The organism is Dermabacter sp. HFH0086 (assembly GCF_000413375.1).
GTDB classification, from domain to species: Bacteria; Actinomycetota; Actinomycetes; order Actinomycetales; family Dermabacteraceae; genus Dermabacter; species Dermabacter hominis.
In genome coordinates this window covers 590,058-616,290 of the sequence record NZ_KE340308.1, presented here as the reverse complement: position 1 = coordinate 616,290, position 26,233 = coordinate 590,058, and the positions used below count along the sequence as shown (strand labels likewise).

At 64.4% G+C, this 26,233-nt stretch carries 24 protein-coding genes and 1 tRNA gene; 15 read left to right on the top strand and 10 right to left on the bottom strand.

The window, feature by feature from the left end; translation table 11 throughout:
• The first annotated feature begins 18 nt into the window (after window positions 1–18).
• The 6 genes from rplI (at window position 19) to HMPREF1484_RS02775 (ending at window position 4,915) form a co-directional block, all read left to right on the top strand.
• Window positions 19–489 carry a 50S ribosomal protein L9 gene (rplI, locus tag HMPREF1484_RS02800; protein ID WP_016663506.1) on the top strand — a complete coding sequence of 157 codons (471 nt, stop codon included), beginning with the start codon at window positions 19–21 and terminating at the stop codon, window positions 487–489.
• Window positions 490–612: 123 nt separating this feature from the next.
• The gene (locus tag HMPREF1484_RS02795; RefSeq protein WP_034371283.1) at window positions 613–2,067 is read left to right on the top strand and encodes an amino acid permease; all 1,455 of its coding nucleotides are present in this window, start codon (window positions 613–615) and stop codon (window positions 2,065–2,067) included.
• A gap of 10 nt (window positions 2,068–2,077) precedes the next feature.
• Entirely contained in the window at window positions 2,078–3,127 is a 1,050-nt protein-coding gene (locus tag HMPREF1484_RS02790; protein WP_081976397.1) for an acyltransferase, read from the top strand.
• Window positions 3,128–3,297: 170 nt separating this feature from the next.
• The gene (locus HMPREF1484_RS02785; protein ID WP_016663503.1) at window positions 3,298–4,170 is read left to right on the top strand and encodes a hypothetical protein; all 873 of its coding nucleotides are present in this window, start codon (window positions 3,298–3,300) and stop codon (window positions 4,168–4,170) included.
• A 118-nt stretch (window positions 4,171–4,288) separates the two neighbouring features.
• Window positions 4,289–4,372 (top strand) — tRNA-Leu (locus HMPREF1484_RS02780).
• Window positions 4,373–4,447: 75 nt separating this feature from the next.
• Complete coding sequence (locus HMPREF1484_RS02775) at window positions 4,448–4,915, top strand: DnaJ family domain-containing protein (protein ID WP_016663502.1); 468 nt, start codon at window positions 4,448–4,450, stop codon at window positions 4,913–4,915.
• A 27-nt stretch (window positions 4,916–4,942) separates the two neighbouring features.
• On the opposite strand, the gene HMPREF1484_RS02770 is transcribed toward HMPREF1484_RS02775, so the two are convergent.
• Together HMPREF1484_RS02770 and HMPREF1484_RS02765 are read right to left on the bottom strand one after the other, a co-directional pair.
• A complete protein-coding gene (locus HMPREF1484_RS02770) occupies window positions 4,943–5,557 on the bottom strand; it encodes a DJ-1/PfpI family protein (protein WP_016663501.1) in 615 nt (204 codons plus the stop codon).
• A gap of 3 nt (window positions 5,558–5,560) precedes the next feature.
• Complete coding sequence (locus tag HMPREF1484_RS02765; protein ID WP_016663500.1) at window positions 5,561–6,394, bottom strand: glycoside hydrolase family 25 protein; 834 nt, start codon at window positions 6,392–6,394, stop codon at window positions 5,561–5,563.
• A gap of 86 nt (window positions 6,395–6,480) precedes the next feature.
• Between HMPREF1484_RS02765 and HMPREF1484_RS02760 the strand changes: the two genes are divergently transcribed.
• Window positions 6,481–7,953, top strand: a complete 1,473-nt coding sequence (locus tag HMPREF1484_RS02760; protein ID WP_016663499.1) for a YdiU family protein — start codon at window positions 6,481–6,483, stop codon at window positions 7,951–7,953.
• 21 nt (window positions 7,954–7,974) lie between these two features.
• On the opposite strand, the gene HMPREF1484_RS02755 is transcribed toward HMPREF1484_RS02760, so the two are convergent.
• From HMPREF1484_RS02755 to HMPREF1484_RS02735, 5 genes are all read right to left on the bottom strand, one after another.
• A complete protein-coding gene (locus HMPREF1484_RS02755) occupies window positions 7,975–9,096 on the bottom strand; it encodes a hypothetical protein (protein WP_016663498.1) in 1,122 nt (373 codons plus the stop codon).
• Entirely contained in the window at window positions 9,093–9,932 is an 840-nt protein-coding gene (gene nadE / locus HMPREF1484_RS02750) for an ammonia-dependent NAD(+) synthetase (RefSeq protein ID WP_016663497.1), read from the bottom strand. The genes HMPREF1484_RS02755 and nadE overlap by 4 nt, the downstream gene beginning before the upstream one ends.
• A gap of 9 nt (window positions 9,933–9,941) precedes the next feature.
• Window positions 9,942–11,921, bottom strand: a complete 1,980-nt coding sequence (locus HMPREF1484_RS02745; RefSeq protein WP_016663496.1) for an HSP90 family protein — start codon at window positions 11,919–11,921, stop codon at window positions 9,942–9,944.
• A gap of 77 nt (window positions 11,922–11,998) precedes the next feature.
• Entirely contained in the window at window positions 11,999–15,028 is a 3,030-nt protein-coding gene (locus HMPREF1484_RS02740; protein ID WP_016663495.1) for a YhgE/Pip domain-containing protein, read from the bottom strand.
• Window positions 15,029–15,040: 12 nt separating this feature from the next.
• The gene (locus HMPREF1484_RS02735; protein WP_034371258.1) at window positions 15,041–15,676 is read right to left on the bottom strand and encodes a TetR/AcrR family transcriptional regulator; all 636 of its coding nucleotides are present in this window, start codon (window positions 15,674–15,676) and stop codon (window positions 15,041–15,043) included.
• A 210-nt stretch (window positions 15,677–15,886) separates the two neighbouring features.
• On the opposite strand from HMPREF1484_RS02735, the gene HMPREF1484_RS02730 reads away from it, so the two are divergent.
• On the top strand, window positions 15,887–16,447 hold the full coding sequence (locus HMPREF1484_RS02730; protein WP_016663493.1) for a TetR/AcrR family transcriptional regulator: 561 nt from the start codon (window positions 15,887–15,889) through the stop codon (window positions 16,445–16,447).
• Here the strand turns inward: HMPREF1484_RS02730 and HMPREF1484_RS02725 are convergent.
• A complete protein-coding gene (locus tag HMPREF1484_RS02725) occupies window positions 16,444–17,124 on the bottom strand; it encodes a metal-dependent transcriptional regulator (protein WP_016663492.1) in 681 nt (226 codons plus the stop codon). The two genes, HMPREF1484_RS02730 and HMPREF1484_RS02725, sit on opposite strands and share 4 nt — an antisense overlap.
• A gap of 151 nt (window positions 17,125–17,275) precedes the next feature.
• Between HMPREF1484_RS02725 and HMPREF1484_RS02720 the strand changes: the two genes are divergently transcribed.
• Window positions 17,276–17,842, top strand: coding sequence for a manganese efflux pump MntP family protein (locus tag HMPREF1484_RS02720; protein ID WP_040386395.1), 567 nt, complete (start codon window positions 17,276–17,278; stop codon window positions 17,840–17,842).
• Window positions 17,843–17,895: 53 nt separating this feature from the next.
• Complete coding sequence (locus HMPREF1484_RS02715; protein ID WP_143485199.1) at window positions 17,896–19,008, top strand: FUSC family protein; 1,113 nt, start codon at window positions 17,896–17,898, stop codon at window positions 19,006–19,008.
• A 60-nt stretch (window positions 19,009–19,068) separates the two neighbouring features.
• Here the strand turns inward: HMPREF1484_RS02715 and HMPREF1484_RS02710 are convergent, their stop codons facing one another.
• Together HMPREF1484_RS02710 and HMPREF1484_RS02705 are read right to left on the bottom strand one after the other, a co-directional pair.
• Window positions 19,069–19,671: a GNAT family N-acetyltransferase gene (locus HMPREF1484_RS02710; RefSeq protein ID WP_016663489.1), complete on the bottom strand. Its 603-nt coding sequence runs from the start codon at window positions 19,669–19,671 to the stop codon at window positions 19,069–19,071.
• Window positions 19,672–19,681: 10 nt separating this feature from the next.
• A complete protein-coding gene (locus tag HMPREF1484_RS02705) occupies window positions 19,682–20,221 on the bottom strand; it encodes an NADPH-dependent FMN reductase (RefSeq protein WP_084813912.1) in 540 nt (179 codons plus the stop codon).
• A gap of 66 nt (window positions 20,222–20,287) precedes the next feature.
• Between HMPREF1484_RS02705 and HMPREF1484_RS02700 the strand changes: the two genes are divergently transcribed.
• The 5 genes from HMPREF1484_RS02700 (at window position 20,288) to HMPREF1484_RS02675 (ending at window position 26,229) form a co-directional block, all read left to right on the top strand.
• Window positions 20,288–21,313, top strand: a complete 1,026-nt coding sequence (locus tag HMPREF1484_RS02700) for an ornithine cyclodeaminase family protein (RefSeq protein WP_016663487.1) — start codon at window positions 20,288–20,290, stop codon at window positions 21,311–21,313.
• 3 nt (window positions 21,314–21,316) lie between these two features.
• Entirely contained in the window at window positions 21,317–22,585 is a 1,269-nt protein-coding gene (locus tag HMPREF1484_RS02695) for a phosphatidylserine/phosphatidylglycerophosphate/cardiolipin synthase family protein (protein WP_016663486.1), read from the top strand.
• A gap of 120 nt (window positions 22,586–22,705) precedes the next feature.
• A complete protein-coding gene (locus tag HMPREF1484_RS11140; RefSeq protein WP_016663485.1) occupies window positions 22,706–23,932 on the top strand; it encodes a glycerophosphodiester phosphodiesterase family protein in 1,227 nt (408 codons plus the stop codon).
• A gap of 139 nt (window positions 23,933–24,071) precedes the next feature.
• The gene (gene gdhA, locus HMPREF1484_RS02680; protein WP_016663484.1) at window positions 24,072–25,412 is read left to right on the top strand and encodes an NADP-specific glutamate dehydrogenase; all 1,341 of its coding nucleotides are present in this window, start codon (window positions 24,072–24,074) and stop codon (window positions 25,410–25,412) included.
• Window positions 25,413–25,434: 22 nt separating this feature from the next.
• Window positions 25,435–26,229 carry a sulfite exporter TauE/SafE family protein gene (locus HMPREF1484_RS02675; RefSeq protein ID WP_016663483.1) on the top strand — a complete coding sequence of 265 codons (795 nt, stop codon included), beginning with the start codon at window positions 25,435–25,437 and terminating at the stop codon, window positions 26,227–26,229.
• Window positions 26,230–26,233 lie beyond the last annotated feature (4 nt).

The following is a 26,233-nucleotide window of genomic DNA, read 5'->3' as shown; positions in this document are numbered from 1 at the left end:
AAGGAAGGATAGAGAAAAATGGCTACTACCAAGCTCATCCTCACCAACGAGGTTTCCAAGCTCGGCGGCCCCGGCGATGTCGTCGAGGTCAAGGCCGGCTACGCGCGCAACTACCTTCTGCCGCGCGGCCTTGCCACGCCGTGGACCAAGGGCGCTGAGCGCCAGCTCGAGCAGATGGCTGCCGCAAACTCGAAGCGCGCCGTGGCGTCGCTCGAGGATGCGCAGGCACTGCGTGACCTCCTCCAGACCAAGCCGGTCGTCGTGGCCGAGCGTGCGGGCCAGAACGGCCGCCTCTTCGGCGCCGTGACCGCCGCCGAGGTTGCCGAGGCCGTTAAGGCTGGCTTCGATCGCGAGATCGATCGCCGCAAGGTCGAGTTCACCGCGCCGATCAAGTCGCTCGGCGAGTACACCGTGACGGTGCGCCTGCACGAAGAGGTTTACGCAAACCTCGTTGTCCAGGTCGTTGCCGCGAAGGGTGCGCGCGCCTGAACGGCATAGCGTAAACGCTCGAATGAGAGCGAACGAGGAAGCGGCGGGCCCACACCCGCCGCTTTTTCGTGTCATCTGGTGGTCTTTCGCGCGCCCTGCCAAAAAATTGAATACATTTATGCAATGACCTCCCCATCCTCACACCCGTCTACAGCCAGCGATCCCCACGAACACGGCCACCTTTCCCGATCGCTCACGCATCGGCAGATGGCCATGATCGCGATGGGTTCCGCGCTCGGCACAGGCCTTTTCCTCGGTTCCGGAGATGCGATCGCCGTGGCCGGTCCCGCCGTGATCATCAGCTTTGCGATCGGCTCCGCCATTGCCATGACCATCGCCCTCGCGATGGGCGAGATGGCCTCGCGTCACCCCGTCCAGGGCGGATTTGGCACACTCGCCGCGCGCTATCTCTCGCCTTTTTGGGGATACCTCGTGCGGTGGCTCTACTGGATCGTGACGGTCGGGGTGACCGCCGCTGAACTGTATGCGTGCAGCCTGTATCTCCAGTTCTGGGCGCCGGATCTTCCGCAGTGGGCGGGGGTCGCAATCCTCGGCGCGATTGTCGTCGCGATCAACGTGGTGAGCGTCAAGAGCTTCGGCACGATCGAGTTTTGGCTTTCGAGCATCAAGGTCATCGCGGTCGTCGTCTTCATTCTCGTGGGGCTGTGTCTCGTGTTCTTCGGGCTCCCGGGAACACCTGCTGCCGGGGTCTCGAACTGGACGAACGACGGTGGCTTCATGCCCTTTGGCTTCAAAGGTGTGTGGGTCTCGATGGCGCTCGTGATGTTTTCCTTCGGCGGCATCGAGATGCTGTCGATCTCGGCCGCTGAGGCGAAGGATCCCGCACGGTCGATCCGCACGGCCGCGCAGTCGACCGTGATTCGATTGAGCTTCTTTTACGTCGTGGCGATCGGGATTATCGTCGCGCTCGTGCCGTGGAAAGAAGCCTCGGGTGCCGCTGGTGACGTGCGCCTGTCGCCGTTCGTCATGGTGTTCCACGAACTCGGGATTCCCGCCGCGGCGGGCCTCACGAACCTCATCGTGGTGATCACCGCGCTGTCCGCCGCAAACGCCAACGTGTATGCGGGCTCGCGCTTTCTTCACTCGCTCGCCGCGGATTCGCTCGCCCCGCAAATGCTCGAGCGCACGACCAGGCGCGGCATTCCGCTGCCCGGCATCATCGTGCACGCATGCGGGATCCTCGTCGTCGTGGTGCTTGCGATGACGGGTATCGGCGGTCTGTTCCCCCTCATCATGTCGACCGTGATCTTCTCGGCGGTCATCGTGTGGGTTTTGATCCTGGTGACCTACGTGGTCTATCACCGCACGCGCGACGGCCGCGAATTATTCCGCATGCCCGGTGGCGTGGTGACGGCGATCGCGGGCATTGCCGGCCTCCTTTTCGTGTTCTCGACGGTGATCGCCGTTGAGCGCATGCAGCTCGCGGCCATGGTGGGCATCCCGTTCGTGCTGCTCGTGACCCTCGCGTACGTGCTCGTGTTCCGCCACCGCATTAGCGTTGAGGCCATCGACGCGAGCTTTGCCGAGGCTGAAAAGGCGCGCGCCGACTTCTCGTAACCTTGATCCCATGCCTTCGACACCTCAGCGGCGCTATGTGCCAATGCTCGATGTTGTGCGTATTTCGGCGATCGTCGCTGTCGTAGGCATCCACTGTCTCGCGCCCGCCGCCACTGCCGAAGGTGCCCCCTGGGCTCTCGTTGTGTTCCGCTCGATGCTGAACGCTGCAGTGCCCGTGTTCATCATGATCTCCGGCGCCCTGAACCTCGCTCCGGTGGCGATGCGCAATGGAGCATGGCCGTTTCTACGTTCGCGTTTCGCGCGGCTCATTCCCGCGACCATCGTGTGGACGCTCGTGTATGGCGTTGTGATCAATGGCGTGGTTCTGGGTCGCGACCTGACCGCGGAGCGGCTAGGCAAGGAAGCGCTCATGGGGGATCAGTCCCCGCAGCTGTACTTTCTGTGGCTCATCATGGGACTGTCCATCATTACCCCCGTGCTCGGCTCGTTCGTTGCGCATTCGAAAGCGCGTGCGTGGGCTGCCACCGGTGTGAGCCTCGCGTGGGGTTTGTCTGTGTATCTTGCTCCGAACGCGTTTGAGGCGGTCGGGCAACCCACGGGTGTGATTTCCGGGGCGGTGCTCACCTACTGGATTTTCTACGTAGGGCACTACCTTGCCGGTCACGTCGCGTTCGCCCACCCGGTCCGACGGCGCCTTGCGCCCGCCGTGCTCGCCCTCGGTATCGCGCTGCTCGTGGCTCTTGGCGTGTGTGGCGGTCTCGGTATTGAGAACGAGGGATGGGGCAAGCTCGTCAGCGGCAACTACCGCTCACCCTTGAATGTCGGTGCCTCGTTTGCGCTTGTGGCGGGCCTTCTTGCCGTGAGCCGCGAGTGGGAGGTTTCCGATCGTGTGCAGGGTGTGTTGCGGCGCCTCGGCGATGCGTCGTTCGGCGTGTTCCTGTGCCATTTCGTTGTGCTCATCGGTGTGCGCCTCCTAGTGCCCGGGCTCGACTCGAGCGGAACGCTCGCGTGCGTGGGCGCATGGGTGCTCGTGCTCGGGCTTTCGTGGGCACTGTCGCTTGTCGCGGCGCGAATCCCTTGTGTGCGAGCGGTGTTTTAGCGGCGCGGCCTCGTAAGGCGCCTGGTCACCGTCGGACCCCGCCTGCCGCTCGAGCGTGGGGCTTTCCTTCACAACCTCCACACTTTGCAAAGTCTTTACTTTTTGCGTGGGGCGCGGGAAGATATGTCAGCACACACTTCCCTCGTGCCCATGTCTAGAGGAGATTTTCCATGTCGATGAGGTCCACGTTCCGCGGCGCATCCGCCGCGTTCGCCGCCGCGCTTGTGCTCGCTTCGTGCGGGGCGACGGGCGGTGAGGTGTCCACGCCAACCGAGACCCCCACCCACGCACCCGAAACGGCGAAGCCGAGCCCCACCCAGATCCCCTCGGCCGAAGAGAGCGACAAGCCGAGTGCGGAGCCGAGCGCGAGCGAGGATGCGAGCGCAACGCCGAGCGAGAGCTCGAGCCCAACCGCGTCTTCCGATTCTGAAGCCAAGGTGGGCGCGGCTCCCGCGATAATCGCTCACTTCACTGAGGACACCAATCCGGATATCGGCGACTTCCCCTTTAGCCGTGACGTGGTTGCCACGTCCATCTCGAGCGTCTTCGATGATGGCGGTGAGGCAACCGTGGAGTGCGATGGCGATATTGACATCACCGCGGGCAAGCCGAAGACTCACTGCACGGTGACGACAGGGGACAGGACCCGCGAGGCCTACGCCTACGGCACCTTCTCGAATGTGCAGGGCCCGGGCCTTCTCGTCGCCTTTGACAACGACTTTGATGCCTCGCTCAGCGCGAAGTTCACCGAACCCGGAACTGAGGTTCTTGCCTACGGCATCGGTGACATGTGGGCCGTCGATTCTCCCGTGGACGGCGCAACTGTGTCCGAAAAGGCGCTCAAGGCGATGCAGTCCCTCGAAATGCCCATCTCGAAGTTCGAGTGTGCGGGTGAGATGTCGATCGCTGACAGCCGCAACTCCCAGGTGTGCCCGATCGAGGCGGAATGGGGCAAGGCAGAGGCCACGGTCATCGCAGCGACGATCCTCAATTCTCAGGATTCGGGCGTGCTCGTCGTGACACAGGTGCCTACCGACGACTAGTTCACCCCGTGGCGTTGCCCACCCGGCCCGTGCGCGGATTCGCGCGCGCGAGGCGGTGGGGCTATATTAGGGAGCGCTTCGATCTCGGTGTGCCGTGAAACCCGGTGTCGAAGTTCCCGCGCAAGTGGCGGAATTGGTAGACGCGCACGGTTCAGGTCCGTGTGCCTTTGCGGGCGTGGGGGTTCAAGTCCCCCCTTGCGCACCCCATGCGGGCCCCTCCTACGGGAGGGGCTTTCGCGTATCTGCACGCGTGTACTCGGGTGAGGGGTTGAGCAGCATGAGTGAGGAGACACCCTCGGGCTCCCACACAAACGCATGGCTCGGTGCCATGGGGGAGGGCGCGGGGTTCATTCCGACGGCTGCCGATCGGGCCGCCGCTGCCGGCGTTTTTGACAACCTTCCCCTCGCGGGTGCGCAGCTCGAGCTTCCGGACGTGCACGATCCCGACTGGTGGATTAAATCGCGCATTTCCTCCGGCGAATTCGATCGCGAGGCGCTACTGCCCGCCACTGTGGTGCTGCGCAAGGAACACGATATGCTCGCGCACACTCTTCGCTCGCTCCCATCGCAAGACGCGGTGCGCGAATACCTCGAGGACTACAACGCTCGGGCGCGCCGCGAAAACAGCGCGGCGGTCCGTGACGCTTCGCTGCGGCCCGCCTCAAGCGAGGAACCTCCGCTTCTCGTGCCTCTCGTCGATGTCGAAAACTGGGTCTCTCGCTGGCACCGCCTCCGCCAGTTGTGAGGGCCTGCCGCCCCGCTGTGCACGCCCTCAGGGCAGAGGGAGCGCGGCGGCGAAGGGATCCGAATCGCTATCGGTGGTGGCCGTGTATTCGGCCTTCGCAAGGGCCCGATCACGTGCCTCGGCTCCGCAAAGCGAGGCGATGAGCGCGGCCGTCATGTCCATGCCCGCGGCAACGCCCGAGGACGTCCACCGATCGCGATCCTCAACCCAGCGAGCCTCCCTCTGCCAGGCAACCGTCTGACCGAAGGTGCGCGCCCACTCGAACGCGGCTTTATTGCTCGTTGCGCGGTAGCCTTCGAGCAGCCCGGCCGCAGCGAGGAGCGCCGAGCCAGTGCACACGGACGCGAGGAGCCGGGCACGCGCGCCGGCCTCGGTCAGCCACGCGAGAAACGGCGCATCGTCGACGAGCGTTCGCGTGCCGGGCCCTCCCGGGACGAGAAGGATGTCGATCGGCTCCTTGGAGAGCTCCCGAAACGAACGGCCACACTCCACGCGAAGGCCCTGCGCGCTCGAGACGAGACCCGCCTCGGGCCCCACAAAGTCGAGCGTGATGCCCTCGACGTGGCTCAAAAGCTCAACCGGCCCGCAGACGTCAAGAAGCTCGAAGCCGTCAAAAAGTACGACGCTGATGCGCCTCGTCATCTTTTAATCTCCTCTGAGATGCGCTGGCCGAATTACGTCAATATCGACCTTCGTGGAAATTCCGTCGACTGTGCCGTCAAACCGCAGCTGCCATACCGCCCAGCGATCCTCCTCGGGTCGCGACGACCCGGAAAAAAGCCAGGTTGGGCGGCCTTCGGCGTGCGGGAGATCGTAGTGGCGCCGCCACTCGGCACTCGAGTAGATCACGAGCTTTCGCCCCCACGCCTTTTCGACAATGCTCACGAAGTCAGCGACCTCCGCGTTTGCGTGCTGCGCCTCGGGGCGTTCGTCGCACGCGCCATCAAACTCGAGGTCGAGGGCGGGTGGAAGCGCAACCGAATCCGGCGGGGCTGCCTTCAAGAAATCGCGTGCCTGGTCCGCGCCGGGGGAGCACAGCGTGAAGTAGTGGTAGGCGCCCGGGGTGATGCCGTTTTTCGTGGCGCCCTCCCAGTTCGCGGCAAACTTCGGGTCGGTATAGCCGGTGCCCTCGGTCGCCTTGATGTACGCAAAGCTCACGCCCGCATCGGCGACATCGCCCCAGTCAATCGTCTTTTGGTGCGAGGACACATCGATGCCGAGGCTTTCGCCCTCGCGCAGATCCACCCCGCGCGGCAGATTTGTGAGAGCGGAGGCATCCGCGGGGGTGTCCGGGATGGTCATCACGCGCGCCTTCACGGGTGCGGGGGCGGCGGGGACCGCCCGTTGGTCCGACGGTTGCCCGGCCGCAATGGTGCTCACGAGCGTGCCAATCGAGACGAGCATGCAGGACGCGGCGAAGATGGCGACGATCGCTTTGTATTGGCGCCGATAGACGTCGGCGCGAGAAAAGCGCGGCATACCGAAAGTGTAGTGGTCAAGCGCTCACGGATGTGGGTGCGACGCTAGGTGAGCAAGCGTCGGAACGGACCCTGTAGCGTGGTGGTGTGCCTTCCCAGTTTCCGCCACTGACCACCGAGTTCGCGCGCGAGTTTCCCGATCTCGTGCGCGAGTGCGCGCCCAGCATCCCCACCGATACGCGCGTGGGGGCCGCGAATGCGCCGCTCGCGAGGGAGCTCGGGATTGATTCCGGGGCGGAAATTGAGGCGGTCGAGGGCCTCGCGCGCAGCTTTGCGAATGCGAACAGCGCGCACGCCATGGCGTATTCGGGCCACCAGTTTGGCACCTTCTCGCCCGTCCTCGGCGACGGCCGCGCTCACCTCATGGGCGAGCTGACCTGCGGCGATGCGATCGTGGACGTGCACCTCAAGGGCAGCGGGCTCACGCTGTTCTCGCGTCCTGGATCGGACGGCAAGGCGCCGCTCAGCGCGATGTATCGCGAATACCTCATCTCGGAGGCGCTTGACGCCCTCGGCATTCCCACGAGCCGCGCGCTCGCGGTTCTCGAGACGGGGGAGCGGATCAGGCGCCGCGCACCCGAGCCGGAACCTGCGGGGATCCTCGTGCGCACGGCTGCAAGCCACGTTCGCGTGGGCACCTTCCAGTTCGCGAGGGTCGCGGGCGATCAGGGATCAATCGCGGCGGATACGCGCGACACGCTCGTACGATTCGTCCTCGATCGGCACTACCCCGGATGGGAAGAGAGTGCCGACGCTCGCCGGCGGCCTGCCCTTGCTCTCCTTCGCGGCGTCGCAGCGCGCCAGGCGCGGCTCGTGGCCCAGTGGATGGGGGTGGGGTTCGTGCACGGCGTTCTCAATACCGACAACGTCAGCGTTGCGGGCGAATCGATCGACTTTGGGCCGTGTGCCTTCCTCGATCGGTACGAGGCCGGGGCGTGCTTCAGCTCGATCGACACCGGCGGCCGCTACGCCTACGGCCAGCAGCCGGCCATTACGCAGTGGAACCTCGCGCGCTTCGCCGAAGTCCTGCTCGACCTCATCGACCCGGATCCGCAGCGCGCGATCGACGACGCGAGTGCGGTACTAGCGGAGTTTGAGGAGGAGTACCGCGCTGCCTTCACGCGAGTGTTCGCGCGAAAGCTCGGAATTGAGGCGGAACCGGACGCCGCGTTGGCGCAGTTCGTTGCGAACACCCTCGAGTCCCTCGAGCGCGAGCACATGGACTTCACCCTGTTTTTCAGGGCCCTCGCCGAAGGAAAAAGCATCGACGGAGAGTTTGCCGCGGGCAGTGCGTGGCGAGCTGAACTCGAGGAGCTTCGCTCGCGCGGGGGAACGAGCCTCGAGCGCGCGGAGGCGCTCATGCGCGAGACGAACCCGATCTACATTCCCCGCAACCACCACGTCGAGGCAGCACTGCGCGACGTCGAGCGCGGCGAGCGGGGAAAATTCGAGCGCCTCCTTGCCGCGATTCGCGAGCCGTGGACACGCCGCGACGGATTCGAGGACCTCGAGGCGCCACCGCCCAACGCTCGATTCTTCACGAGCTTTTGCGGGACGTGAGCCGCTTTCCCGAGGATCGATTCAGCCGCCGAGCTCGAACGCGAAGCGCTCGAGCGGAGTGTGGCCCGCCTCGGTGACCGAGGTGGCGCGGTCATTCGTGCCATCGCGCTTATCGAACGCTTCGGCAAGGGGAAGCGCCGTGCTGCGCGCCGCTTCAATGAACTCCTCGACGGTTGTGTCTTCGCCGTTGAGGCCCTTGATCGCCATCGCGCCGTACCCGGCGCGCGTAAGCTCGCTCGCCACCACGATCAGCTGCTTGAGCGCCGCAAGGTACATGCTCGGGGCGAGGCCCTCGTGGCGTACGTTCGGCAAGTGGCGCACGAAGAGCATCGCCGCCATGCGCACATTGCCCGTCGCGAGAAGGAACAGCATGTGGTCGATCTGGTGGCTGAGATGCATCGGTGAGGACATGATCAGCGGGTAGGAAAACTCCGCGAGTGCCGCGGCCTCGGGAAGCCTCCCGGCGCGCGCGAACGCGAACAACGCCTCCGAGGCGATCGACTGGGGCTCTTCCGCGCACTCGTAGCCCCGGTCGAGGATTTCGTCCACGAGGCGAAGCGCTGCCTCCGGCTCGTCGATCTGCCACAAAATCGTGGCTTCCTGCGCCCTCGCGCACGCGTCGCAATTGGAGTATTCGTCGGGAGGGCACGCCTTGATGCGAGTGAGAACCTCGCGGGCTTCGTCGACATTGCCCGTCTCGAGCGCGAAAGAGAGTTCAGCCCACAGGATTCCGGCTTCCCCGGCTCCTTCGCGTTGATAGGCGGCGCGCATCATGTCGAGCGCGGAACGCACCTGGGAAAGCGAGTACTGGGGGTAGCTCAGAAGCATGACCGTGAGCCACTTGTACCACCACAGGAGGTCGACGTCCGGCTGAGTCTCGAGAGGACGCACGGGGTAGCGAGAGGGATCGGAATCGTGCATGTGCGCGCACCACAGGAACAGCGTGAGCTGCTCCGTGGCCTCGGCTGCCTGGAAGGCGAAACCTACGAGCCGCATGCGGATCTCGTAGAGGGCTCGCTTATCGCCTCGCTCCTCTGCGAGTCGCTCGGCGCGCTTGCCGATCTCCCACCGCTCCCGCGGCGGCATCGGCGCAGGGGAGTCGAAGCGGCGCGCGAGGCTTTCGACGGTCTCTGTTTCGCTCATCGCGACTCCGGGGTGCCCTTCCACCACGTGTCGGTGATGGTCACGGGCGTTGTGCGCTTGTGTCGCGACGAGAGATAGCGGCGCTCAATGTTCTCTGCGGAGGGCGCGGGGATGTCTCGGCCTTCGAGGTAGTCGTCGATGTCGTCGTAGCTCACGCCGAGCTCGTCCTCGTCCGTGCGCCCGGGGTTGCCATCGAGCAGGTCGGCGGTCGGCACCTTGGTCCAGAGCGGATCCGGTGCGCCCAGATGTTCGAGAAGCGAGCGGATCTGGCGCTTGTTGAGCCCGTAGAGAGGGAGGATGTCCGCGCCACCGTCGCCAAACTTCGTAAAGAACCCGACCGTGGACTCGGCGGCGTGATCCGTGCCGATCACGAGGAGCCCTTCGTCACCGCCGATCGCGTACTGAGCGACCATGCGCAGGCGCGCCTTGATGTTGCCCGCGTTGAAATCGCTTGTCTCATGCCCCGCCGCAGACGCAAACTCGTGGCGAAGTGCATCCGCAGCGCCCTTGATGTTGATGGTCATCTCGCGGTCCGCGCCGATCCACGCCATTGCCGCGGCCGCATCGGCCTCATCGTGCTGCACCCCGTGTGGAAGGCGCACCGCGACGAAATGAGCGTCGCCGCCCTCGGCACGCACCTTCTGAACCGCGAGCTGAGCGAGGCGGCCCGCGAGAGTCGAATCGACGCCGCCGCTAATGCCGAGCACAAAGCCGTTCGCGCCGGTCGAACGCAGGTACTCGGTCAGGAAAGCGACGCGGCGCTCGACCTCTGCCGCAGGGTCGATCTGGGGCTTCACGCCCATCTCGTTGATAATCGATGCTTGGAGTTCACGCATGGTCCCAGCCTAACTTTCGGTGCCTTCGCCCGGTTCGAGAAAATCCTCGATCGAGAGATCGCGCCGCATGAGATTCGTGGAAAGCGCGAGCATGTCGGAAAGGGACTCGTTGAGGATCGCGCGATCCGCGGGCCGCAGCGGGTTGTGCCCCGCGAGCATCGCCTGCACGTAGATGAGCCGCACCGTTCGCGAGGCCACCACCTGATCCTCGCTCTCGATGCCCGCGAGCATTTTCACGAGGGGGCTATTCCAGTTGAGAACGAGTGTGGCAAGGGTGGGCAGGCTCGAGTCTGGGCCTTCCGGCGCACGCTCCGTTTCCGGTGAGGAGGCCGTGACCTCACGCATGAGGTCGCCCCAGAAGCCGCTCGTCGATTCCTCAAGGCGGCGCAGCTCCATGCTCCTCAAAACATCGGGATCAACGACGTAGAGGGCCGGGACATCCTCGGGAGTAAATGCGCGCACCTGGACGTCGCAATCGAGCCCAAACAGCGCGGTTTCGGCGAATGCGCGCACGCGTTCGGCGGCCTCTTTGTCTGGACCGAACACCGCCCCGAACTGCGCAATCACATCGCCAAGGGTGATGGGCGCGGCGCTCGCGGACGCAATAGTCTCGCCGAGCATCCGCATGAGGTCTTTTTCGTACACGTAGCCGGCATTGACGACGACCTGGTCGCTCGGGACTACGCCCGCGAGCTGGCGGAATTCCTCCGTTGTTTCGGCGTAGCGCACACGCGGGTTCGCCTCGACGATCTCGCTCACGAGCATGCGCCCCTGGTTCGTCTCGAACGTGAAATGAGGCAGCACGATCCGCGCGAGCTCCACATCGTGAACGGCGAGGGAGCGCAGGGCCAAGTCGTGAATGGCAAGGAAACGCTGGAGGCCGCGCGGATCGCTCTCAGCAAGCGAGAGGATCCAGGACCGCAAGGTCGAGGCAATCGCGCGCTTCGTGACCGCGAGCGCCTCATCGTTGACGAAACCTTCGCGCGAGGCGGTGGGGGTGAGCCCCGTGGAATCGAGAACGACTCGCACGAAAAATGCCCATTCGGGCAGGAGATCGGGGAGGGCTTCGGAGACGAGAAGCCCGCCCATGTAGGCGCGCGTGGCCTGCCGCGCGCCTGGAGAGGGGGAGGCCGGAAGAACGAAAGCGGTTCCTCGCGTGCCCGTTTCGGGAACGGAAATGTCGATTATGTCGAGGGGTTGTGCACCGAGAAGTTCAGTTCCGTACTCGGCGAGGTGCTCGAGATCCCGCTCGAGGGCCCAAGCGTGAAGGTCATCTTCGCTGCCCTCCACGGGAGCATCTGCCGCCGAGGGGAGCACCCCGGGGGAGAGGTGACGGGTAAAAAACGGGGTGCGGTTGACGAAACGCTCGGTTCCACGCGGCCCGCAGACCTCGAGCGTCACGGGGAGGAACTCCGCGAACGTGGTCGCGAGCTCCCACACGCGAACGTATGACGTGAGCTCGCGAGCATCCGGCCGGGGGGTGAGCCGCACGCTCGTGCCGACTGCAACGTGAGAGCCGGCCGAACCCTCGAGAGATTCGAGCGTGAACGTGCCGTCGCTGCGGCCCACCCAACGGCTCGCCTCCCCACCGGAGGCGGGGCGGGTCTCGACCACGATTTCATCGCTCACCATGAAGCAGCTCAGCAGCCCGATGCCGAACTGCCCCAGCCGATCCGTGCGAGGCAAGTCGAAAATGTCCCGCTTGCTCGATTGGCCGACGGTCGAGAGGAGCTCCGCCATTTCCTCGCGGTGCATGCCCGCGCCGTTATCGGTGACAACGAGCTCGCCAGATTCGGGGCCCACGGGCGTCACCTGGATGAGGGCATCATCGAGGGTCAGCGTGCCCGCCTCGATGCGCGTCATGATCGCATCGCGAGCGTTCTGAATGAGCTCGCGCAGGAACACGCGCGGATTCGAGTAGATGTGCGTGCTCAGAAGCTCGACGACCGCGTGAAGGTTGACCTGAAACGGATGGGAGGGAAGCGTCATGCCTCGATCCTACGGAAACAGGTGAGCCTTGGCAGTCGTCGGACCCTCGATTGTGGATAACTCGCGCCCGGTGCCCGTCAGGCCTTCTCCCCGGGTGCCGAACCCTCACCGCTCTCGGGCGTTTCGGATTCGGCCGCCTCGCCAGCGTCCTGCTGCTCTTCAGCAACCGCGGACTCCTCGGTGTCCTCCGTGTCCTCGGCGCCCTCAGCATCACCGGGCTGCGGAGCATCCTCCGTATCCGAAGAACCGTCGGACTCCTCAGCGCCTTCTGCACCCTCTCCAGTCGACGCTTCGTCCTGAGCCGCGTTCTCGACACGGTCGTGAAGCTTCTTCTTGATTTTCTCCACCCGGCGCTTCGCACGGATACCGAACAAGAGCATCACGAAGGCGACCGCCGAATAGGCAACCATGATCCAAATGAGGTGGGCGAAGTTGATCGAGCCGCCCGCGATCGCGACCCTCAGTGCGTTCACGACCGACGTGAAGGGCAAGTACGGGCTGATGATCTGGAAGAACTTCGGAGTCGTCTCAATCGGGTACGTAGCACCCGCCGACGCGAGCTGAAGCACCGTGAAGATGAGCGACATGAAGCGCCCCACGGGGCCAAAGCACGCGACGAGTGCCTGGTTGAGAGCCATGAACGTGAGCGAGGCGATGAACGAAATAAGGAACGCCTGGCCAAGACGCATCATGTCGATCCCCACGAGGAAGTGCACGGTCGAAACCATGAGCACCGACTGAAGCACGCTCACCAAGGCACCCGGAAGGTAGCTCGCGAGGGCGACCATTGCGGCAGGCATGTTGCTGCCCACGCGGCGACCGCTCAGGGCCGGGAACACCAGGAAGAACGCGAGCGCGCCGATCCATAGCGAAAGCGTCATGAAGTACGGGCCAAGGCCGTAGCCGTAGCTTTCAACCTCGTGCAGGCGGTGCTTCGACAGGTCTACCTGCTGAGAGGCAACGCTCGCGAGATGATCCTTCTCAGACGTGGAGTAATTCGGTACTTGCTCGACACCATCGGCAAGGCCGTCGTGGAGCTCATTCGCGCCGTCCTTGAGTTTGCCGAGGCCGCCGCCGAGTTCGGTCGCGCCGTCATTGAGTTTGCCGAGGCCATCGTTGAGCTTCACGGCGCCGTCATTGAGTTTTATGGAGCCGTCGTGGAGCTTCACGGCGCCATCGTTGAGCTTGCCGATGCCGCCATCGAGCTTTATGGCGCCGTCCTGAAGCTTGCCTGCGCCGGTTGTGAGGTCACTCGAGCCCGTCGCGAGGCGCTGTGCGCCGTCGTTGAGTTTTCCGCTCGCGGCGTCGAGCTTCGAGGCGCCGTCGGCGAGGGTCGAAGCGCCCGCGTACGCCGTGCCCGTTCCGTCCTTGAGTTGGCTCGTGCCATCCGCCAAACGACCCGTGCCGTTTGTCAGGTCGCCGGCACCATTCGAGAGCTTCCCGAGGCCGTCATCGAGCGTGTTTGCGCCGGTCGCGAGCTGGTTGATGCCATCCACGAGCTCGGTCGATTTCGCGTCGAGCTCGCCTACTCCGTCGTCGAGTCTCTTGAATTTGTCGGCGACTTCTCGGGACTTCTCAGCCGCGTGGTCGAAGAGTGCGGGAAGTTCGTTGACCTTGTTATCGAGTGCGTGCGCGGCAACGTCGAGGGGAACGATGATCTTGAGGTCGAGGTCGCTCACGCCAGCGTTGATCTTGCGAGAGCGTTCCGCAATCTGATCGGCGCCGCTCTTGAGACCATCGATCGCGAGCTTTTGCTGCTCGGGATCCATCTCGTCCCAGTGTTCTTGAATGTCCGCGAGCGATTCCGTGTAGTCTTCGGTGCCCTCGACGTCTTCGACCGTGAGTTTCTTGAGTTCGACGGCCTCGTCGTGCGCGCCGCGAGTCTTGTCCTTGACCTTGTGCAGGTCATCAACGATCGCGGGCCCACGATCGCTCAGGTCCTCCATGCGTTCGGCGATGAGCTCGGAGCCATCGGCGAGGGCCGCCGAGCCCTTCTTGAGCTCCGCGACCGCTCCGGGGAGGATCGAAGTCTTTGAGTTCAGTTCGTTCAAGCCCTCGGCAAGTTTCGCGGAGCCATCCTGGGCGTCCGTGAGGCCGTCACGCAGGCGAATCGCGCCGTTGTTGACCTGCGAGGCACCGTCGGAAAGTTGACCCGCGGCCGAATCCAGCCGGCCCACGCCGTTCGCGAGATCGCCTGCGCCAACCGCGGCGCGCCCCGTCGCATCCTTGAGCTGAGTTGTGCCATTCGCGAGGGTGTTCGCGCCGTTCGCGAGGGTGACGGTGCCGTCCTTGAGGTCGCCGAGACCCACGACGAGCTTGCCGGAGCCGTCTTTCGCGGTCGTGGTGCCGTCGGCAAGCTGGGCAGTGCCGTCCTTCGCTGCAGCCGTTCCGTCCACGAGCTGACCGGAACCATCCTTCGCGTTCGCGGTGCCGTCGGCGAGCTTGTCGGCGCCGTCTTTTGCGTCAGAAGAGCCGTCGGCGAGCTGCCCGGCGCCGTCCTCGGCATCCGAGAGCGAGTCGTGCATATCGTTGAAGCCCGCGTAGATGTTGTGGAGGTACTCGTCGCTCACCTTTTCGTTGAGCGAATCCGTGACCTTCGTGAGGATGCTCTGGGCGAGGTTGCCCGAGATCATATTTTTCGCGTCGTTGGTCGTGATTGAGAGTTCGGCTTTCGCGGCCGTCGAGGGGTCGTCGTTTCCAACAGAGGCGACGTTGGTGCTGAAGTTCTCGGGGATTCTCAAGACCGCGTAGATCTCGCCGTCCTGGAGCGCCTTGTTGGCGCGCGACTCGGACATTTCCGTCCAGTCGAGGTTGTTGTTCGAGGTCGAATCGAGGAGTTCATCGGTCAGCTCGTCGCCGAGGTCGAGGTCGGGGTCGGTGTTGCCCTTGTCGAGGTTGACGACGGCGGCGGGCACCTGGTGGAGCCTGTTGATGGGGTCGACGTTAGACCACGTGAGAAGTGCCGCGTAAACGAGCGGAACGAGCGAAACGCCGATCACGAGGATCATGACGCGAATGATGGAAAGGCTGTTTCCGGAACTGCGGAGGCGTCGCGCGATGGAATTGGCCTTGGCCGTGCGCATGGCCTTCAGATTGTTCTGTGACATAAAACGTTCTCCTTAGGCGGCCTTGTGGCCAGTCGCGGCCGCGAGGAAGTCGGTTGTCGTTTCGACCATCGCTGAGACCGGGAGGTCGTCGCGGAGGTCCTTGGTGGCTTGCGAAATGAGACCCGCCGAGAGGAACTCGGCGTAGCGCGCGGCGCGGGGACCGGTGAGACGGGTCAGTGCGTCGCGGAGCGTGCCGATGCCTAGCATGCGCCCTGCAAGGAAGCGCGTGAGTTCGCTTTCGGCGGCGCGCCCGCTCGGGCCGTCGAGAACCGCGAGGTAAAACGTGCGGTTCTCGCTCAGGTGCGTGAAGAGCGCCGTAAAGCTTTCGGCTGCGAAGCGGGTCCAGTTTTCGGGGTGGTCGGGGTTGTCCGACGCCTGCTGGGGGAGCGTCGCGAAGGCCTCTTCGAGGCGAGCCATAGCCGCGGCGTGCATGAGCGTGGGAATGTCCCCGAAGTGCTGGTAGAAGGTGGGGCGGCTCGCGCCGGCGCGTCGAACAAGTTCGGAGACGCTCGGGGGCTGCGGGTTTTCGTCGAGGGCGTCGACCATGACGCGGACGAGCGATTCGCGCGATTTTTGAGCACGCGGATCGGTCGGCGTCTCCTCGACGTGATGGCTGAGGGCACGCCGTGCGGCATACAGGACAGACATGGGGCCTCGACTCTGCTCTTTCTTACAGGTGTCAGTCTTTTCGACCGGGTCAAACATAAAGCACTGATTTACAGATGTAAAGAGCGCTGGCTTACGTTTGTAAGAAATGTGTCATACCTCGCGTTAGGTAGTTCCTAGCCTTTATCGGTGCAGAACACTGTTACTTTATTGTCATCCCCTCAATGCTGAACCTTTCCCCCTAGGACCCCCGTGCCCAGATCCAGCAAGAAAGAGTACGCCCTTAAGGTGGCGTACCACCTCGTCACCGAGACCGGTTGCGTTGACGGCCTTACCTTCGATTCGCTCGCGGCAGCCACAGGTATGTCGAAGTCGGGCCTCATCTATCACTTCCCTTCTCGTCACGATCTCCTCGTCGATCTTCACCACTACGCCGCGAAACTGTGGGAGCGTGAGGTCACCCGCGTGAGCGGCGGGAAGGCCCCCGAAGACCTCACGCCGGCCGAACGCGAGCGTGCCCTTGTAGTCGCCCTCGAGCGCGAAGAGCCCCTCGTAGAAATTCTTCTCAATATCCAGGCGCTGAGCCACCGTGACCATGAGCGGGCTTGGGACGAGATTGATGAACGCTGGCTTCTCAACCCGAGTGAGGATGTCGAGAGCGACGACGACTTAGAGCGACTTGAGGATCACGTTCTCAGTGCTGGGCTTTGGGTGTATAACCACCTCAGCGGGCGCCCGATTTCCGAAAGGAACAGGGCGAAGCTCGTCGCGCGACTGGTAGCGCGAGCCGAAGTGCGCGGGTTGCGCGCCTAAGCGGATTCGGGAACCGCCCTGATCGCGTTCGCGATCTGAGCGCTCAACTCGACGCGCTGCCCGCCACCTTCGATGCTCATGAGGCCCGTCGAATCCATTTCCTCGAGGATCGTGATTCGGGTGCCCGGGGCGAGCGTGCGCTTCGCGCAGTAGCGAAGGATGTCCGGGTTTTCGTCGGAGACGCGTGAAATAACTACGCTCTCGCCCCGTTCGCAGCGCGTGAGCGGAACGCCGGGGTCGGGCGCATCGTGAATATCGCACGGGATCGGATCGCCGTGGGGGTCGACTGCGGGGTGCCCGAGCATGTCGTCCATGCGCCCAATCAGTCGGTCGCTTGTCGCGTGCTCGAGCTTGTCTGCCTCCTCGTGAACCTCGTCCCACGCGAGGCCGAGGTGGTCGACGAGGAAGGTTTCGAGGATCCGGTGTCGCCGCACGACCTGACGCGCGATCGTCTCGCCCTCGGCGGTGAGGGCGATCGCGCCGTAGGGGTGGTAGTCGATAAGGCCGTCGGTCGCGAGGCGTTTGAGCTGCGCTGACACCGTCGAGAGCGAAACCCCGAGTGCGGAGGCGATCGCACTCGTTGCGGGGGTGTGCCCGTCGTCGGGCCACTCGCTCGCCTTCCAGATGACGGCGAGGTAGTCCTCGGTGACCCTGGTTGGTTCGGGCGTGGCGTTCATGCGGGGTGAGCCTCTCGTGGGCGGGCGGCGAAGGGCCCTACGGCCCGTGTCAAGAATCGCCCGCGCGCTATTCTCCGTCAAATTGTTTGGACGTCCTCACTTTCGTTTTCCTCTAGACACACCGCATGTCGAGGCGAAAGTGTTGACAGACGTGGACATCATCGCACTCCTGCTCGTGGGCGTCGGGCTTGCCGCCGATGCCTTCGCCGCCGCTCTCACGCAGGGTGTGCACATGCGCCAGTTGTCCTACCGCGTGGCGCTCCTCATCGCCGTCGTGTTCGGGGCGTTTCAGGGCCTCATGCCCGTGCTCGGGTGGGCACTCGCATCCCAGTTCTCCCAGGTGCTCGCCCCCATCGACCACTGGATCGCCTTCGCGCTGCTCGCGCTCATCGGCGCGCACATGATCCGTGAGGCTTTCGTGGTCGAGGAGGAAGACGCTAGCGGCGAGCAAGCGGCGATCAACCTCAAAACACTTCTTCTTCTGGGCATCGGCACGAGCGTCGACGCCGCCGCGATCGGCGTGTCCTTCGCGATGCTCGCCGTCAACATCGTTGAGGCGGCTGCGATCATCGCCCTCGTCACCTTCGCCCTGTCGTTCGTTGCGGTCATCATTGGTCATCGTGTCGGGGCCCGATTCCGAACTCCCGCCGCGGTAGCGGGCGGCCTTGTCCTCATCGCTCTGGGCGCCAAGATCTTGATCGAACACCTCACAACGTGAGTTGATGCGGGCGATGATGCGCGCGCCTCGCGAATGGTTTTATCCTGAGGCACGTGCCTTCTCCCCGCGTCTCTCGTCATCGCCGGACATTTCTGCACGCGATTCCCGCCGAGGCGAGGGTTCATGTCGGCTCGAGCGCCCGGACCTTTGTGACCCTCGGCGAGGCGCGAGGCGAGTTCGTCCCCGCGGTGCGCATCTCCTTTTCGGTTGCGGTCCCCCTCGTGATTCTCCTTTTCTTGGGACGCCTTGATCTTTCACTCTTTGCGTCATTTGGCACCTTCAGCTCGCTTTATGGCCGATTCGTTCCCACGCGCGAGCGCGTGCGGCAACAGGCCATTGCGGGAGGCGCCCTGGTAGCGTGCGAGGTTTTCGCGACCGCTGCGCGCCACGCGGAGATGCTGGTTCCGACGTTTCCTGGGGCCTGGATCGTCGTCATCGTCGGCACGATGGTGGCGGCCCTGACGTCGGGCCTCGTGCCTCGCTTTTCGCTGAGGCCGCGGGGCGTGCTCTTCTTCGTTTTTGCGGCGACGGCTATCGCGACGAGCCCGCACGTGTTCCCGCTGTGGATACCGCTTGTATTCGGCGGCGGAAGCGTGCTGATTTCCTTAGCGTTCAGCGTGCTCTTTCACGTGCTCGGCGAGGCCAACACGGGCCGCCCGGTGCCGGTGCCGGAGCGCGTGAGCGTTGCCGATTACGCACAGGATGCGGGCCGCTTCGCGAGCGCGGCATTGATTGCGGGGTCGATCTCAACGGCGCTCATGATTCCTTCGCCATATTGGGCGCAAGTGGCGGCCGTGGCTCCTCTTTCAGAAACCCGCCGCGTGGGGCAGGTCAACCGTGCCCTTCACCGCGTTGTGGGGACCGTCCTTGGCGTCGCCATCGCGGCGTTCCTCATGTCGTTTCCGAGTCAGCCGTGGCAGACAGTCGTGTGGATCGTCGCGATGCAGTTCCTCGCGGAGATGTTCGTGACGCGCAATTATTCATTTGGGCTCGTATTCGTCACGCCGCTCGCCTTGCTCATGGTGCATCTTGCGAACCCCGCGAGGCATTACGAGATGCTCGTTCCCCGCATCGTCGAAACATCGATTGGTGCGGGCGTCGGCATTGTCGTCGTCATCGTCGGGCTCATCGTCGAGCGCTGGTGGATGTCGCGTAAAGGAGCGTAGTTCCCTTCTCCTTGTCGCGAATGGCTCTAAGGCAGGCGTCGGCCACTCTTCCCGGGCGGGCTACTGCGCTGCGCGCTGGAGCCGGTATTCGAGGTGTGCGCGCACGGTGGGCCACTCGTGGTCGAGGATCGAGTACAGCGCCGTGTCGCGTGTGGTGCCGTTTTTGAGAACTCGGTGGCGCCGCATGACCCCTTCAAAGGTGGCGCCGAGTTTTTCGATCGCCGCGCGTGAGTGCCTGTTGAAGGTGTGGGTGCGCAGCTCAACGCGCTGAAGCTTCTCGACCTCGAAGAGATACCGGAGAAGAAGGAACTTCGCTTCCGGATTCACCGCGGTGCCCTGCACGCTCTGCGCGTACCAGGTTGCGCCGATCTCGGCGACCCGGTTCGCCCGGTCGATGTTGATGACGTTCGTCATCCCGGCAATGTAGCCGGAATCCTCGTCGACTTTACGGATCACGGTATAGGGGAGCATCGAGCCTGCTTCGCACAGGTCGAGACGCCTCTCGATGTCCTGGCGCATTTCTGCGGGCTTTGCGATGTTTGCGTACCAGAGCTTCCATAGTTCGCCGTCGTTCACCGCGTCCTTGAGTCCCTCGAGATGGTCGAGTGAGAGCGGTTCGAGGACGACGAAGTCGCCGGCGAGGCGAAGGGGTGAAGTGGGCATGCGGAGCATCCTACGCCGCGCGTTCTTCGAGCCCTTTGAGGAGAGTTGTCGCGTTGCGCTTCCATTCCTCGCTCACGGTGAGGCTTCCGTCTTTCAGGTCAGCGCCGTAGCTCGTGTAGCCGAGCAGTGGCTCCACGAGGTCCATCCGGAGCGATGCGGCGACGGGGGTGAGCGCGCGTGCCGCATCGAGCCCGCCGTTGGAGTAGCCCCACGCAATGATGCCGAGTGGCTTGCCTTCCCATTCCGCCGCGAGGTAGTCGATCGCGTTCTCGAGTGGCGCCGAGAACGAGCCGTTGTACTGGGGCGTTGCCCAGACGATCGCGTCAGCACGCGCGACGGTGGCCGCCCACGCACGCGTGTGCGGGCGCTCGTAGTTCCCGGATCGGGGGTGGTCGAGCTCGTCGAGGAAGGGCAGGTTAACGTCCTTGAGATCCGCGAACTCGACGTCGAAGGTCGTGGTCTCCTTCGCAAGGCTTTCGAGTGCGCGTGACACGAGGATCCCCGAGCGCGATGGACGCGTAGTTCCGTGAATTATCAATAACGTGGGCATGTGTCGAGGTTACGCCTCAACCTCTCAATTCGGCCCGTGCTAAGTCACGCATGACACAGTGAGAACATGAAGAACTACACCGCAGAGCACGTTTTCGCCCTCGGGTATCGCGCTGCCGCTGACGCCCTGACGGCAGCTCTCGCCTCGGGCTTCGATCCGGCAGGCGACCCTGAACGCACCTTCACGAGTGTCGGGACCGGCGAATTCCTCACGATGCCCTCAAGGGTCGGTGACGATGCCGGCATCAAAATACTGACCCTTGCGCCGCACAACCCGGACAAGTCTCTCCCGTTCATCCAGGGCACGTATCTGCTGTGCGACGCGCAGACGCTGACGCCGCGCTCGCTCGTCGACGGGATCGCCCTCACCGCGCTTCGCACGCCCGCGGTGGCCATCGCCGCGGCACGCCCGGCATTACGCGCGATCGCCGCGCACGTCACGCTCAGGCCGAACGTCGTCGCCTTCGGCGCGGGAGTTCAGGGGGAGGGGCTCGTGCGGGCGCTCGCCGATGAGTGCGGCAGCGGGGGCGTGGGCTTCGACGCTCTCGGGTCTGTCACCTACGCCGTGCGCAGCCCGGAAAACGTGAGTGAAAGCGCGCTCGCGGTGGGCGCGGGCGGGAGTGCAGGCGACGTTGGAACGGTGAAGGCAGGTTCCGACGCCTGCCGCGCTGCCGTCGAGGCCGCCGACGTGATCGTGTGCGCGAGCGCGGCAAAGGAGGCGGTGTTTGACGATGCGTGGGTGCAGCCGCACGCGGCCGTGCTCGCCGTCGGCGCCCATACACCGCAGACCCGCGAGGTTCCCGCCGAGACGATGGGACGTGCCCGCGTGATCGTCGAGGATCAGGCGGTCGCCTTGCGCGAGAACGGGGATGTCGTGCGCGCGATCGCCGACGGATCCCTCACCGAAGGCGCGCCCATAAGCATGAAGTCGCTTCTCGGAGATGAGGCCGCCGCGAAGGTTGAGACGAACGCTCCGAGTGCCCCCACGGTCGTGACGACCGTGGGTATGAGCTGGCAGGATCTCGTCGTGGCCGCCGCGGTAGCCCGACACGCGGAAGGGAACGCAGGCTTCAGGAAGAGTTGCGAGGATTGAGGCATGAGTGAAACCACCGCACAGCTGAGCGTTATTGAGCGCAGCAAGCGCATCGCCAGGCGGGCTGCACTCGCGACGACTGCCGGTATTGCCGCATCTCAAGCAGTCGCCGTGGGCACCCTCCTCGCCATGGACGCCTACACAAAACGCGGGCGCAAGAAGCGCCGTGCGCCCAAGCCCGGGACGTTCGATTCGAGTGTTGAGAAGTCCGACATCAGGATCTTCACGAGCGGCGAGGAACTTTACGATTCGATGATCGAGTCGATCGACAATGCCGAGCACACGGTTATGCTCGCGACCTTCATCTGGAAGGGAGACCGCGTAGGCCAGCGCTTCATGGACGCCGTGAACAACGCGGCTGCGCGCGGAGTCGATGTGTTCCTCATTTGGGACGTCTTCGCGAATCTCGTGGTTCCTCGCCAGTTCTTCGAGCAACTTGATGAGCGCATCAACGTTCACCGCATGTACCCCATTTCGGGGTCGTTTTGGCGTGCTCCGGTTCGCTCGACCGGCCTGCTCCACTCCAAGGTCCTCGTCGTCGACGACGAGGTGGGGTACGTGGGCGGCTTCAACATCGGCGATGCCTACGAGAGTGAATGGCGCGACACCCACGTGCGCGAGGTGGGGCCCGCCGTGTGGGAGCTGCGCCAGGCGTTCGTCAACGTGTGGAACGAGGATCGTCGCGCCGATGAACGCATTGACTGGATCGCGCCAAACGCATGGAATACGCGCGTCGAGGTCCACCCCAACCTCCCGCTCCAGGCCGTCTACCCGATTCGCCGCATGTACCTCGCGGCCATCGAGCGCGCCCAGAAGAACATCTGGCTCTCGACCCCGTACTTCGTTCCCGACGGTAAGCTCCTTGAGCCGCTTCGTGCCGCTGCCGCGCGCGGGGTCGATGTGCGTCTCATGCTCCCCGAACAGTCCAACCACGTCGTCGTCGACTGGGTCGCGCGGGGTTTCTACCAGGATCTACTCGACGCTGGCGTGCGCATCTTCCTCTACACGCCCGCGATGAACCACTCGAAGATCGCGACGATCGACGGGATGTGGGCAACCGTCGGAACCGCCAACCTTGACCGGCTCTCACTTGCGCTTAACTACGAAACCAACCTCGAGGTTGCCGATCCGGCATTCGCCGAGGCTCTCGAGAAAGTGTTTGAGGCCGACTTCAAGGATTGCTTCGAGGTGGATCCCGAGAAGTGGAAGGCGCGCGCAGGAATCGAGAAAGTTACCGAGAAGCTGCTCGTTCCGCTGCGCCCCATAATGTAACGCGGCTCGTTCACCTGTAGGCCACCGTCGCGTCAACCGCCCGTGGAATTGCCACCTTAGCCTGGCCCGATCACGCGCGGTCGACATGCGTGAACACGCCCCACGAAAAAGGAGTTTCCCGTGAAGTACACGCACCGAGTGCAGGTCTCGGCGCCCTTCGATGTTGCCCTTGAGGCGGTTCGCCACGCCCTCGCCGAGGAAGGCTTCGGGGTGGTGTACGAACTGAACATGCAGGGCACCCTCTCCAACAAGATCGGCGCTGAAGCTGGCGCCGAGCTCGGCCCATATGTGATTCTCGGTGCGTGCATCCCGGCGCTCGCGAGGCGCGCTCTTAACGCCGATCCGTCGATGGGGGCGCTTTTGCCGTGCAACGTCGTCGTGCGCGCGGGGGAGAGCTACGAGCAGAGCATCGTTGAGTGCATCGACCCGACCGTCATGAGCGGGCTCAGCAGGGGCGAGGAGGTCCGCGCGATGACGGAGGATGCCGACCACGGCCTCCGTACCGTTCTCGCGAGCATCGACCATTTCGTCCCCGCGCAGGGTTCTGGAACCGGTGCCCCTGCTCTGGTCACGGAAGCGCCCGCCGTGCGCCCGCCGCAAGCATCGCATGCCGAAGGCGTCGAGGTCGCGGCGGTCGAGGGCTACCGACCCGTGATCGTTGGCCACCGCGGAGCAGCGCTCGTGACGACCGAGAACACGCTCGCGGGCTTCCGCCAGGCAAAGACGGACGGCGCTGGCGTCGTCGAATGCGACGTGCACCTGAGCGCCGACGGCACGCCGATCATCATGCACGACGAGACGATCGACCGCATGGCCGATCCAGCTTCTATTCCCGCAAAAGGCGCGATCAAGGACCTCACGAACGCCGAGCTCGCACAGGTGTCACTCCAGGGTGGCCACGGCGTTCCGCTCCTCACGGAGCTTCTCGCGATGGAGGACCTCGAACTCTATGTCGAGGTCAAGGTCGCGTCGGCCGCCACGGCTTCGGCGCAGCTCATCCACGATAAACGCCCGGGGCACGGCGAGCGCGACACGGTCATTTCGTTCGTCCCCGAGGCTCTCGCGGCTGTGCACGAGGTTGCCCCGCACGTGGGCCTCGGTCTCCTCGTGAATGCGGTCGAGGAGTCGACGTGGGACACGCTCGAGGAGCTCGGCTGCACGTGGCTGAGTTGCAGCGTGGACGGTCTCACCCCCGAGGCCGCGAAGGAAGCGCACGCGCGTGGCTACAAGATCAACGTGTGGACGGTGAACACGGAGGAGCAGCTCGCAAAGGCCGTCGAGCTCCGCCCCGAGTCGATCTCCACGGATGATCCCCGCTGGGCGATCGAACAGCTCGCGGCCCGCTAAAGCGTCGCGTCTCTCATCCTGAGACCGCGACTTCCCGAAAGATGGCCGCGGCGTGTAAGTTTTCAAGAGCGCCTTTACCACTCAGTATCGACAGAGGTGTACGAAGACGACTGCATACACTCACGACAAAGGATGATCGATGGCCACTTCACTTGATGCGACCCTTGACGCCGTTTTGCGCCGCAATCCCGGCGAAAGCGAATTCCACCAGGCGGTCAGGGAGGTGTTCGAATCGCTCGAACTGCTCCACGCTCGGCGCCCCGAATACGCCGAAGCCGCGATCCTCGAGCGCATCGCCGAACCGGAACGGCAGATCATCTTCCGCGTCCCCTGGGTTGACGATGAGGGCAAGGTGCGGGTCAACCGCGGCTTTCGCATCGAGTTCAACTCGGCACTGGGCCCCTACAAAGGGGGATTGCGCTTCCACCGCAGCGTCAACCTCGGCATCGTGAAGTTTCTTGGCTTCGAGCAGATCTTTAAGAACTCCCTCACCGGCCTCCCGATCGGCGGCGGCAAGGGCGGCTCCGATTTCGACCCGCACGGCAAGTCTGACGCCGAAATCATGCGCTTTTGCCAGTCGTTTATGACCGAACTCTTCCGCCACATCGGCCCCGATACCGACGTCCCCGCGGGCGACATCGGCGTGGGCGGCCGCGAGATCGGCTACCTCTTTGGCCAGTACAAGCGGCTTGCGAACCGCTTCGATGCCGGCACCCTCACCGGCAAGGGCCTCAACTGGGGTGGCTCGCTCGTGCGCACGGAGGCGACCGGCTACGGCGCCGCGATCTTCGCGAACGAGATGCTCAAGGCGAAAGGTCTCGACTTCGAAGGTCGCCGCGTGCTCGTGTCCGGCTCCGGCAACGTCGCGCTCTATGCCATTGAGAAGGCCCAGCAGCTCGGCGGCGTGGCTATCACGGCGTCTGATTCGAGCGGCTACGTCGTCGACGAGGAGGGCATCGACCTCGACCTGCTCAAGCAGATCAAGGAGGTCGAGCGCGGCCGCATCCGCGAGTACGCCGAACGTCGTGGCGGCAAAGCGCGGTTCGTCGAAGGTGGCAACGTGTGGGACGTCCCCGGCGAGATCGCCATCCCCTCCGCCACCCAGAACGAGCTCGACGCCGCGAGCGCAAAGACGCTCCTCAAGAACGGCCTCATCGCGGTCTCCGAGGGCGCGAACATGCCCTCGACCCCTGAAGCCGTGGACCTTTTCCAGGAGGCCACCATTGCTTTCGGCCCTGGCAAGGCCGCCAATGCGGGAGGCGTGGCAACCTCGGCCCTCGAAATGCAGCAAAATGCCGCGCGGGACTCGTGGACGTTCGAGGACACCGAAAAGCGCCTCACCGACATCATGGTGAACATCCACGACACGTGCGCCGCGACAGCCGAAGAGTACGGACGCCCCGGTGACTACGTTGTGGGCGCCAACATTGCGGGCTTCGTGAAGGTTGCTGACGCGATGCTCGATTTTGGTGTGATCTAGGCGTGCAGTTCGCGGTGGCGCGATGAACGCCGTCGCCTTCGCGGCGGTGATCGGTGTGGGCATCGGCCTCGTGGTCGGTGCCCTCGGCGCGGGTGGAGGCATCCTTTCTGTCCCCGTGCTCGTGTTCGTGCTCGGCATGGCGCCCCACGACGCGACCGGTGCCTCGCTCGTCGTCGTGGGCCTCACCGCCATCGTCGCGCTCCGCCACCCCGCACAGCAGGGCAATGTCCGCTGGAGGGAGGGGCTCACCTTCGGCGCCGTTGCCATCGTCGGCGCCGCCCTCGCCTCGCGACTCTCCCTTTTCGTGCCCGAGCGAACCCTGATGCTCAGCTTCGGTGCACTCTTACTCATCGTCGCTATCGTCATGGCGCGCCGCGCCTACACGACGAGGCTCGAAGAGAACGTGAAAGAGAGGGGGCCGACGCTTGCTGGGCAACCGTCGGAACCCGAATCCCAACCGTCTCGGCTTGCCCTTGTGCTTGCCGCGAGCGCCACGGGGCTGCTCACGGGCTTTTTCGGCGTCGGTGGAGGGTTTCTTGCCGTGCCGATGCTCGTGATCGCGCTCGGTCTGCCGATGCGTGCGGCGTCGGGCACGAGCCTGCTCGTCATGATCATGACGTCCGCCGCGGCGCTGCTCGCGAGGATCGGAACCCCCACGCATATCGATTGGCCGTCGGTACTCATATTTGCGGCCGGAACGGTGCTCGGGGGGATGGCCGGTGGGCCCCTCTCGGCGAAGGCGCGGCCCTCGAGTCTCACGGCACTTTTCGCGGTGCTCCTCGCGGGCGTCGGGGTGCTGACGCTCGCGACTGCGTGAGCAT